This is a genomic window from Bartonella sp. AD328YNZD (assembly GCF_042196425.1).
In genome coordinates this window covers 1-10,521 of record NZ_JBHIQG010000059.1, presented here as the reverse complement: position 1 = coordinate 10,521, position 10,521 = coordinate 1, and the positions used below count along the sequence as shown (strand labels likewise).

Below are 10,521 nucleotides of genomic sequence, written 5' to 3'. Positions count from 1 at the left end.
TTTGCAGGATGTTCTTTTAATTTTGGCGTTTCATCAATATCGCTTGCATAAACCTGCTGGGGATCAATCCCTATTTGTGCCAAGAGCGCCAAACGCCGTGGCGAAGCGGAGGCAAGCACCAAATAAATTTCTTCTGTAAGAGTATCTGCCAAACGTTTTTTCCCCCACTCTCTTATATTGCTCATTTCCACCCCTTCACAATCGACTTCCCTCTTCACCCCCTTTAGCGCCCCCTTTTAAGCGCCCCTTTAGCGCCCCCTTTTAAGCGCCCCTTTAGCGCTCCCTTTTAAGCGCTATTGATCTCCTTATCCTTTTTCCGCAACGATTTTACAGTTTTTCAAGGCTCTTCAAACACTCCCCTTTTTTCACTCATGAAAAGCAAACTAAAAAACTGTTAAAAAATAATAGAAATAATATGATAGCTTTTAGAAAAAAGTGCAAGCCACCCACGATGCTACTTATAGCGATATGTAATACGCCCTTTTGTCAAATCATAAGGTGTCATTTCCACCATGATTTTATCACCGGCCAACACCCGTATACGATTTTTCCGCATTCTACCAGCGGTATGAGCAATAATTTCATGGTCATTTTCCAGTTTCACACGAAACATCGCGTTAGGTAAGAGTTCAGTAACGATACCAGAAAATTCTAAAACTTCTTCTTTTGACATAAACAAACATTTCCTTTACAGTGCACATATTTTGTTAAGCTGCGCGTTATTTCCAGCGTTCATATCCTATTTTCTTAAGTTTGTGAATAAAAATTCCACAAAAAGGGAAAGGTTTTTCAAGTTTACTCTTCCATACTCTCAAAAAAACGGCCCCCCCACCCCTTAAGAATCAAAACTTTTTTCCACCAGTTTTACCCGCTAATTTCCTTCAGTTTTTATGATGATTTTGGTTTCAGTATGACAAGAAATTATGCTAATTTTTTCCCCTAAAGCATTTTCCCAACACCTCTGACTAATCCCTCCAAAACTTACTCACAATCATCCTCTCTCCAACTTTTCCTCACCTTCCACACTTTAAACATGCGCCCTTCAGATAAACACCACTCCCCCACGCCAGAAGCCCCTCCTTTTCTCAAAAACCTTCTCCATTCTTCACACACCATTCACAACATGCTTCACTGCCCCACACTTCATACTCTATGCATTTCCCATACAGCCTTCCCCATTTTCCCTCTCTTCACACACTTCCTCTAAGCCACTCCTTCCATTTATGTTGCTCTTCCTACCTTCGAAAACACAATCCCTATACATTGCGTATCATTAACCACAACGCCTCTAACGACATAAAGCCTTTTCCTTTTTTACGCATTTCCGTTTTTACGCTTCTCCACATTTACAGAAAGCAGCCAAACGAAACTTTCAAATTCCCCTCGCACCACTTTGTAAACATAGGTTTGTCAACAATACAGCTTCTTACTCTAGCGAATTCCCCTGCTGATTTCAGATCACGACACCACAAAGGATAATGTTGCATCAAACGCGACAGATACGTCCTATTTTAAAATATTCTTGCCCCTCCTTCACCACCCTAAAGTAAGATCACGCAAAGCATCGGTCAATCTCACTTCAAAAACAACTTTCCCCACACCCTCTCTCCTCTCTCGTCAACGCACCCACCTCTTCATCCAAACTTCTCCCCCCTTCATAAAACTCTTCATCCCCACACCGCAATCTTCTCTCCACATTCCATGCCATGATAAAATCATACACCCCACATAAAATCCCAGCTTCCTTTTTTACACATTTCTGTTTTTACGCTTTTACATATTTACAGAAAGCAGAAAATCTGTAAAAAATGCATTACACAATAACGTTTTCAACAACTGTCATTAAAAACTCGCCTCCCTTTTCATCTAAATCCCCCTATTTTCACTTAAATCATAGATATAAACCGCCCTATTATTGTATTGAGCAGCATAAAATTTTTCGAAAAATTCTAACGATCAAAAAGGGTCATAAGAAGCATTTTACGACTTTTAAAAGAATTTTTATTTACACCCAGTGCTTTTTTGTAACGTAGAAGAGCACATTTAATTAATTGACTATAAGAAAGTTTGAAATGAGAGAAGCTCTTCGTTTTTCTCATTCAACATCCGCAACGATAACTTATCCTTATAAGTCAATATTTTTTCGTAATACAAAACGTGCCAAAAGGAATATACTTGTGTTGCATATTCACGCGCTTGTTTTAAAGAAAGATCTCTCAACGCTCCATCACACCCATTTTGCAAAACGCTACCCGTAAAGGAATGGTAAGCTCCCATGAAGGATATAAAATCCATTCAGCCCCCCCTATCTTTACGCTTATGGAAAAAACAAGTTTACGCTTATAGAAGAACAAGCCGGCATCATCACAAAAACTCTGCCAGCTCCCAATGTTGCAGACAGCCTTCGGTTCAAGAGACACTTCATTAAAGGCATGCCTTTCTTGTACAGTTTTGACCCACATGGCCCACTCACTTATGATGTACAAGCAAGTAATTTTAATTGATTCAATATAAGAGAACTGGTGATGAGCAATTTTATTATATTCAGCAACTTTATTATATTCAGCAACGCGCTTCACTTTAAAAGGGTTATTTATCATTATAAATCAATATATTAATAAATAAGAGAGTCATCATCAAGCCGCTTACCTTTTTCTAAAAAAAAGCTTCACACTGAGAGAAAACATCTAAACGTTAGATAAAAAAAAAGGTTTGCCTCTAATAAACAAACCTCTACAGAAAATTATTCACATAACTTTCAAAATTTTAAATTAATCCCTCTAGAAGCAATAAAAACGCTTTAGAAGCACCAAAATGAATACAAAACTTTATTTAACACAATGTTAAGAAAAATCAAGAACAAAAATTTTTTATCGTTAATGCACCTTTAAAAACGAGGCTTCTTAACCCACGCAGCTCAACAATCTGGGGCTTTTCTACAAACTCCTCCAAGCCAATCAATCCCTTCATCTCTCTCAAAAGACAGCATAAAAGGTTCACAGTACAAGTCTTCGCTAAAAAAATATCAATCGCTATCGCTCATAAAAGCCAGCATTGGTATAAAAGATCAGATTATCGAACAATTTTTCTGAAATGTCTTCCAAATAAATAAAAAAGAAGCGGTTTCTTAAATATTTCCGCCTCTTTTAACAATAAAAATTATAATGAGGGATTATTAAAAAAATTCAAGACTATGAAGGGAACCAATTTGATAACAATTCATACCTTACAGGATCATCGGCACACTGTCCACCACCACATTCCAGTATGGTAGAAATCAAATTTGCCGCAATCAAAAATACAAATAAGAAACTTGCCGCTTTACTCAAGACTGGAAAAGGAGAAAATTCTTTGAACTTGTGTGCCAATTCGCCTAAAATCATGACAAATGAGACAGCAAAGATACAAAGGACAGAAATAATGAAAGCCCAAGTATAAAAATGCAATCCAAAGAACGTTGAACCATATCCTAAATCATCAGGTGTGATATGCAAAAACACTTGGCGTGCTGCCACAGCACTGGTTACCATACAACCGAGAATAACCATACCATAATGGGTATTTTTCACCTTATGGTGAATATTGAGCAAGAACCCACAACCTGCCAGCATCAATCCAACGCGCTGCAGCAAACAAAGGGGACAAGGTAACTCAAACTTTACCAATTGATAATAAAAAGCCACCACCAAGACAACGGATAATCCAAAGAGTCCTAGCGTATTCATAAAGATAACGAAGTGAGGATTTTTTTGTTCAACATGTTCCATGGCTATTCTCTCAAAAAGATAAATTTAAAGTGGAAGTTGCGTGATGATTGAAAGTGAGAAGAATGACAACGAATAAAATTGCCCACAAAGCATAACTTATATTTTTTTTACCACACATAGTCGTTACTGCAGTACCTAAAGCGATTAAAAATGGAAGAAACATAGCTTTTAAATCTCCTTTACATCCGTTGTTTAACTCTTATTTATTTCAGCGTTCACCATATTACAAAATTGGGCAAAAAAGAGACCATGGATTTATTATTCACAATTCGTCACTCGCGATTGATATTACCATTATATTTAAGTGAAAAAACAAAGAACGATATAATCGCTCAGAAGCACATCTCAACAAAAGCGTTAAAAGCACAAAAGCGTTGATTATTCGCTTCCCCTTATATCGGCCATTGTTAAAGATATATCGACAATTATAAAGATTATATCCCCTATAAAGATTATATCCCCCACTCACAAAAGAATCACTTGAACAACAAAATAAATAGGCTTTGAAATCGAGAGATATACATCTCTTTTTTTCTCATAAGAATATCCTCATTTTGCAACACATTTTTGACATAAAAATCTCTTTTCTCATAAGTAATGTTTCAAATTGCAACAGATTTTATATCATATGGTGATCTTGTTTATTTTAGCAAATAAAAAATAAGACATTTTTTTAAAAAACTTATAATCAATGGCTTTTCCTCAATGCATTTTTCCCTCTTATCTTAAATAAAAGACAATGCCGCAAGCTCAACAGCCTCATGGGTCCCACACCACCCCGTTGCATTCCCCTCCCCCCTCACAAGAAGTGCTTCATGCCTTCAATACTTTAGTTTTTCATCTCTCGAGATCCCCTTTAAATTTTTAGCTTTCCACCTTATTTGAAAAATAACTGTTTCTCTGTCATCAATTGGCTTTGCAAAAAGAATATAAAACTTTAAAAAAATAATGATAAAGAATCGCATTGAACCTTTGAAAAGGATAGAGAATGATGAAAAAATCATGTGATGTCGCGATTTTAATGGGGAGCCAATCGGATTGGCAAACGATGTGCCATAGTGCAGATATTTTGACGAATCTTGGTATTTCTCATAGTTCGCATATTGTCTCAGCACACCGAACTCCTGAACGCCTTTATCAATTTGCCAAAGAAGCAAAAGAAGCAGGGTTTAAAGTTTTAATTGCCGGTGCAGGGGGTGCAGCGCATCTTCCAGGTATGTTAGCAGCCCTTACTCCTCTTCCTGTTTTTGGCGTTCCAGTGCATTCTCACTCTCTTTCTGGTCAAGATTCTTTGCTTTCAATCGTGCAAATGCCAGCAGGGATACCCGTTGGCACATTAGCAATTGGCAAAGCAGGCGCAATTAATGCAGCACTTTTAGCCGCGGCCGTTATGGCCGTTTATGACCATGATCTCGCCCAACGATTACAAGATTGGCGTCAACAACAAACAGCCAATGTCGCCCAAACGCCTGTAACGGAGGTTTAAAATGGCACCGTTTTCCACTCCCCCCTCAGCCAACACCACCCCCTCCAACACCACCCCCTCAGCCAACACCTCCTTAGCCAACACCACTCCCTTCACCATGTTACCTCCAGGCAGCGTCATTGGTTTAATCGGGGGCGGCCAATTAGCAAGGATGCTCGCCATAGCGGCCGCAGAATTAGGATTTCGAACCGTTATTTTTTGCCCTGAAGCCAATTGCCCAGCCGCTCAAACAGCAAACAACCATATTGTTTCCTCCTATGACGATATATCAGCTTTAGATCATTTTATTTCTCAGTGTGATGTTGTCAGCTATGAATTTGAAAATCTTTCGCTTCAAACGGTTCAATATGTAGAAAAGAGTAAGCCTGTTTATCCTTCTTCCAAAGCATTAGAGATCACGCAAGATCGACTTTTTGAGAAGCAATTTTTGCGTGATCAAGGGATTGGCACCGCGTTATGGCATGCTGTTGACAATTCTTCTTCTCTTCTTTCCGCTCTTGATACCTTAGGCGGACGTGGTCTTTTAAAGACGCGTCGTTTTGGTTATGACGGAAAAAACCAGATCAAGCTTGATCACCCAGATGAACAAACCCTTGACGAAGCCTTAAGGACTTTTCAGGAACAGCCTTGTATTTTGGAAGAAATAGTTCCTTTTTTATCGGAAATTTCGGTTCTTTCGGCACGTACAAAACAAGGGGAACATATTTTTTATGATTGCCCTGAAAATCAACACAAAAATGGTATTCTTCATAAATCCTTTGTTCCATCACATATTCCACCTGAGGTGCAAAAAGCAGCACAAGAAATCAGCTTAACAGTTATGGATGCCCTCAATTATGTTGGTGTTCTTTGCATTGAATTTTTTGTCTTAACGAATGGTCATCTTTTAGTGAATGAATTAGCACCGCGTGTCCATAATTCTGGTCATTGGACACAAAAGGCATGCATAACTTCACAATTTGAACAGCATATCCGCGCTATTTGCGGACTTCCCTTAGGCAGTCCCTATCGCCACAGCGATTGCCAAATGACCAATCTTATTGGTAACAATTTTAGCACGTTAAAATATTTCCTCACACAAGAGCGCACCTCGATCCATTTATATGGCAAAAGCACTGTTCACCCCAACCGCAAAATGGGGCATATCATCCAATTACTGGGACCAGCCAACAAATCTTAAGCCCACATATATATAAATACTTTTTCACACTTTTCTCCAAAATGAACTGAAAAAACAACCTCTTCCCCACACCGATATCCAGCGGCTTCAAAAGCGCTCCCCTAACCTTTTAATTTGCCCCTGAAAGGGCGTGAAGCCCTCCTACAAGCCCTGCCTCTTTTAAAAACATCACCTCTTCCTCCTCCAAACCCCTTCATCCTACACGAACATCTCATCCGCCCTCAAAAACAAAGCTTCACTCCACACCGATATCCAAGCAGCACAACAAGCGCTCCCCCCCCTTCAACTCCACCCCCTAGCTCTTCTCCCCTTCCTTTTCTCAAAAATATCCCCCCACAGCTCAAAACAATCCACCAGCCCCTAACTTCACCACCCCTCCACCTTCCACAGCATAAATATTCCCCATAACATACGCAGCCCCTTCATTTTTCTTTTAATGCCAACCTTTAAGAAATAGACTGATTTATTGCACCCCCATAGATACCAATCCCCATGATTGCGTTTTTATTGTCTCTAGCTTCTCTTCTTATGTTCATTTTTTCACAAAAGCATCGTTTTGTTTTCCATAAAATTGCTGCAAAGAGGTAAAACGTATTACTCTCCCAAAACAACTCTCGAGAATTCGGCCCAATATCGGCCAGACGATAGCCCTCTCCAGCATAGCAACTTTCTTCTTTTTCTCCTCTCTCTTTTTCCTTCAACGGATAGAAGATTTTCTTCTTTCATTAATTCCCCCAACACATTCCTCGAAAAGGTTTCCTGAACTTCTCCCCAAAGGCTTAAGTTTCTTCTTTTCAGATCAATTTTTCTTCTCTCACAAAATCCTCCCCTTTTTTAGTGCATCAATTTTTCCACCTTTTAATCCTGTTAAGACAATGAATTATAAGGCACATCATCACCGTATAATGCGCATTGATTTTATTGCATCTCGCACAATTCTTTATGAACTCCCCTTATCGTAAACGCACTTTGTTTACGCATATTCTTAACCACCCATAAGAGATTGTCTGTAACTCTCTAATCCTGCTCAGCAATGACATTCGTCCCCCCCCAACAGACCAGCGCTTCATGAAGTTCTCACAATTTTTCTCAATCCAAGCTTCTTTCAAGAGCACCTAATAATTTATAAATATAAATGTTTATTTTATTATCCTGATAAAGCTAAACTATACTTTTTAATACGATCATTTTAACACTATCATTGCCTTTAAAACGCTTATTGTGGCAAAAAACACTTCATTTCTAACAATAATAAAACTTTAAATGAGGTACAGTCTGTTCTTCCCCAAAAACGTAAAGGGGGTCCATTTAGACATATGTTGTTCCTTTTTCTTTTAACTTTTCGTAAACCCATTGTTTTCGTAACGAAAATCCTGTCGATAGGCTTTTTATTAATGACAGGAATTCTTTGTCTAATATACCTCACAGGAGGAAGAGAAACACTGCCCCTATTGATCGGGATACCAATGATCATTACGTCAGCTCTCTTTGGCATTTGCAACATGTATATAAATTGGTATTATGACATACTTTTATTACGTCTATCGCCAGACAATGTGAAGCTTTCACTCTTTCAATAAACATCATCATAGACCACCCTTGGGAAGGTCAAATTTTTTCTGCAACATGGATATTAAAAAGGATTCAAACTATCCACATTCAAGAGCCAAAGTGTATTCTCAGTATACTGGCTCCCTTATTGGATAATTTGAATTCCCCATCTGCTCGACAATATCCAGCACTCCACCCACGTAGAAATAATTGGGTTGCAAAGAATCATAAACTATTGCCTTAAAAGAGAAATTTATGCATAATCTTTCACTCTAACCACACAGATTTAATCCCTCATTAAAAGTACCGAGCGCTCCGCTCCGTCCCTGATCTCCACATCAAAGATATAATTACAGGATATGATTACAGCACTAAGCTTATCCATTCCCAAACCAAATATCCTCTCACCCCTCACGTAAAATAAAAAGCCTCAAACAGAAGACACTTGTGTTGCCAATTTACGCACTTGTTTTAACACGCGCTTATTTTAAAGAAACATTTTGCCAATGCACATTGCCCCACCACTTCACAACAGCAGCCCCCGTCATAGAGCATAAAGCTCTCGATAATAGCTTAAACATTTATAGTGCACCACCCTCTTTAAACTTATGAAGCGTAAACACCAACGCCATCACACCGCTTTGCCACCCCCCAATGTTACAACACTCTTAGCATTTGAAAGCATTCATAAAAGACCGTTTTATTCCTTATCTTCAAGTATCTTTACCATAGATCAATCCCGCTTGTGATATGCAAGAAGCGAATGCTATGCTTAAAGCTACACAAATTTGCAATGAGAAAACCTTAAGACTATGCAAAACTCTTATTTTACTATGTTTTCTCTGAACAATAGAAATTTATCCTTATCAATTCATCATCTTTGTCATCATCATGCGGTTTATTTTTTAGGTTTTAAGAATAAGCCTTAAGAATATCCTCACACACGAATAAAAAACACCTCATGTTATAAATTTTACATGAGCCTTACTTAACGATGATATTTTACGAAAAAACAGGATTATTTTCTCACAAATAGGAAGCTTTTACTTTTTTCCACTCTTTGTGCTTTTTGGTGTCCTTCTTTTTACGAGAAAATTTTTACCTTCAAGGCCAACCGTTAACACACTATAGGAATTTGTAAGGGATATACCCTTGACAAGAATAAGACTTCTTGTTAGATTTCTCCTACTTTTTTGCAATTTTCACTTATCGTTGTGCTAATGAAGTGTATTAATGCGTACCTTAAGAGTGCGCTTTTCTTTTTGTGATCACAGTGAAAAAGTGTATCGTGTGATGTTATGATGCAAGTACGATATCGCAATGCAATGCTCATTAAAGTGAGCAGTCTATTGGGGTTGTAATATTGTATTTTCGTGTTTTAATATTGTGTTATAGTATTGTGTTATAGTATTGTGTTATAGTATTGTGTTATAGTATTGTGTTATAGTATTGTGTTACGTAAACTATTTAAACGGTGAATATGATGAAAATTAAAAATTCGCTTAAAGCACTAAAAGAGCGCCACCGTAACAATCGTTTGGTGCGTCGTAAGGGTCGTGTTTATATTCTTAATAAAACGAATCCACGTTTTAGAGCACGTCAGGGCTAATTCTTTTAGGGATAATTTCTTTAGGATCAATGTTTTTATGCCTACTTTAATTGTAGGCTTAAAATTTTTTTTCTTGAGTTTTTTTGTTATAAGTCCGTTGATTACAAGTCTAGTATTTGATAATATTTGGTGATTTATCTTTTGGGGGCTTGTTTTTATGGATTCTTCTATTTTTTTAAAAGCCTTTCGATTTTTCCAGTTGCGTTTTTTCTGTATTTTCCAGCGCGCGTTTTTTCTTTCTTTTGTTGGCGTTTTTTGTTTTGTTCCCTCGAGCTATGGGCAAAATCCTCCTTCTCTTCCTGAAGATCGGCCTTCTCCACAATCGTTTTTACCGTTAGATGATCTTATTCCCAATTCTCCTCCCCCTTCCTCAACGCCCTCCGATTCTGATTCCTCGGCGGTTATTCTTGAAGATCTTGACAAAGAGCAGCTTTCCCATGTTGACAGAGTTAAGCAGCGCAAAGAAGCAGAAATTTCACGTTTACTCAAAGAATTGAAATATTGTGCTGATGTTGCTAAAGCGAAAAAGATCAGTCAACAACTTCAACATTTATGGTCCCAATCAGGGAGCGAGACGATCGATCTTTTGATGTCATGGGCTGAAAATGCACTCAACAGCGACGATTATGGACTTGCGCTTGATTATATTGATAATGCTCTTGCACTTTTGCCTACTCATGCTGAAGCTTGGATAAGACGCGCTTGGATTCACATTCAACTGAACGATTTCAAGCTTGCCATGCTTGATCTCAACCACGCTCTTGAACTTGAGCCGCGCAATTATAGTGCTTTTTTTGAACTTGGCGTTGTCATGGAAGCAACGGAGCGTCCCAAACTTGCTCTTAAAGCTTATAAAACAGCATTGGTTTACTATCCACAAATGCGCAGGATTCAAAAGCGCGTGCAAGCTCTGTTAGACGAACAATCA

The 10,521-nt window shown here is 38.3% G+C and carries 11 protein-coding genes; 4 read left to right on the top strand and 7 right to left on the bottom strand.

Annotation, left to right across the window (positions count from 1 at the left end):
* The 6 genes from ACFIO3_RS04555 to ACFIO3_RS04530 all read right to left on the bottom strand — a co-directional run.
* Positions 1-185, bottom strand: a 185-nt coding sequence (locus tag ACFIO3_RS04555; protein WP_375704140.1) for a Maf family protein, incomplete at its 3' end; no start/stop codon positions are given.
* 269 nt (positions 186-454) lie between these two features.
* Positions 455-673: a translation initiation factor IF-1 gene (infA, locus tag ACFIO3_RS04550; protein ID WP_004857577.1), complete on the bottom strand. Its 219-nt coding sequence runs from the start codon at positions 671-673 to the stop codon at positions 455-457.
* A gap of 906 nt (positions 674-1,579) precedes the next feature.
* The gene (locus ACFIO3_RS04545; protein ID WP_375704139.1) at positions 1,580-1,708 is read right to left on the bottom strand and encodes a hypothetical protein; all 129 of its coding nucleotides are present in this window, start codon (positions 1,706-1,708) and stop codon (positions 1,580-1,582) included.
* 508 nt (positions 1,709-2,216) lie between these two features.
* Positions 2,217-2,462 (bottom strand): hypothetical protein, encoded by a 246-nt coding sequence (locus ACFIO3_RS04540; protein ID WP_375695869.1) that lies wholly within the window; start codon positions 2,460-2,462, stop codon positions 2,217-2,219.
* A gap of 729 nt (positions 2,463-3,191) precedes the next feature.
* Positions 3,192-3,767: a disulfide bond formation protein B gene (locus tag ACFIO3_RS04535; protein ID WP_375607042.1), complete on the bottom strand. Its 576-nt coding sequence runs from the start codon at positions 3,765-3,767 to the stop codon at positions 3,192-3,194.
* Between the two features lie 10 nt (positions 3,768-3,777).
* Entirely contained in the window at positions 3,778-3,930 is a 153-nt protein-coding gene (locus ACFIO3_RS04530; protein ID WP_273790835.1) for a DUF5993 family protein, read from the bottom strand.
* Positions 3,931-4,755: 825 nt separating this feature from the next.
* Between ACFIO3_RS04530 and purE the strand changes: the two genes are divergently transcribed.
* Positions 4,756-5,253, top strand: a complete 498-nt coding sequence (purE, locus tag ACFIO3_RS04525; RefSeq protein ID WP_330168079.1) for a 5-(carboxyamino)imidazole ribonucleotide mutase — start codon at positions 4,756-4,758, stop codon at positions 5,251-5,253.
* A 1-nt stretch (position 5,254) separates the two neighbouring features.
* Positions 5,255-6,433 (top strand): 5-(carboxyamino)imidazole ribonucleotide synthase, encoded by a 1,179-nt coding sequence (locus ACFIO3_RS04520; protein ID WP_375607043.1) that lies wholly within the window; start codon positions 5,255-5,257, stop codon positions 6,431-6,433.
* Between the two features lie 446 nt (positions 6,434-6,879).
* Here ACFIO3_RS04520 and ACFIO3_RS04515 read toward each other — a convergent pair whose 3' ends face one another.
* Positions 6,880-7,134: a hypothetical protein gene (locus tag ACFIO3_RS04515; protein WP_375607044.1), complete on the bottom strand. Its 255-nt coding sequence runs from the start codon at positions 7,132-7,134 to the stop codon at positions 6,880-6,882.
* 2,333 nt (positions 7,135-9,467) lie between these two features.
* Here ACFIO3_RS04515 and ykgO point away from each other — a divergent pair.
* Together ykgO and ACFIO3_RS04505 are read left to right on the top strand one after the other, a co-directional pair.
* Entirely contained in the window at positions 9,468-9,593 is a 126-nt protein-coding gene (gene ykgO / locus ACFIO3_RS04510) for a type B 50S ribosomal protein L36 (protein WP_004863016.1), read from the top strand.
* Positions 9,594-9,750: 157 nt separating this feature from the next.
* A partial coding sequence (locus ACFIO3_RS04505) for a tetratricopeptide repeat protein (protein WP_375704138.1) occupies positions 9,751-10,521 on the top strand: 771 nt, incomplete at its 3' end.

Coding starts and splice junctions, on each gene's coding strand:
- ACFIO3_RS04545 (WP_375704139.1), bottom strand. CDS start 1,708: ATGGCATGGAATGTGGAGAGAAGATTGCGGTGTGGGGATGAAGAGTTT.
- ACFIO3_RS04535 (WP_375607042.1), bottom strand. CDS start 3,767: ATGGAACATGTTGAACAAAAAAATCCTCACTTCGTTATCTTTATGAAT.
- ACFIO3_RS04530 (WP_273790835.1), bottom strand. CDS start 3,930: ATGTTTCTTCCATTTTTAATCGCTTTAGGTACTGCAGTAACGACTATG.
- ACFIO3_RS04520 (WP_375607043.1), top strand. CDS start 5,255: ATGGCACCGTTTTCCACTCCCCCCTCAGCCAACACCACCCCCTCCAAC.
- purE (WP_330168079.1), top strand. CDS start 4,756: ATGATGAAAAAATCATGTGATGTCGCGATTTTAATGGGGAGCCAATCG.
- ACFIO3_RS04540 (WP_375695869.1), bottom strand. CDS start 2,462: ATGTGGGTCAAAACTGTACAAGAAAGGCATGCCTTTAATGAAGTGTCT.
- ykgO (WP_004863016.1), top strand. CDS start 9,468: ATGAAAATTAAAAATTCGCTTAAAGCACTAAAAGAGCGCCACCGTAAC.
- infA (WP_004857577.1), bottom strand. CDS start 673: ATGTCAAAAGAAGAAGTTTTAGAATTTTCTGGTATCGTTACTGAACTC.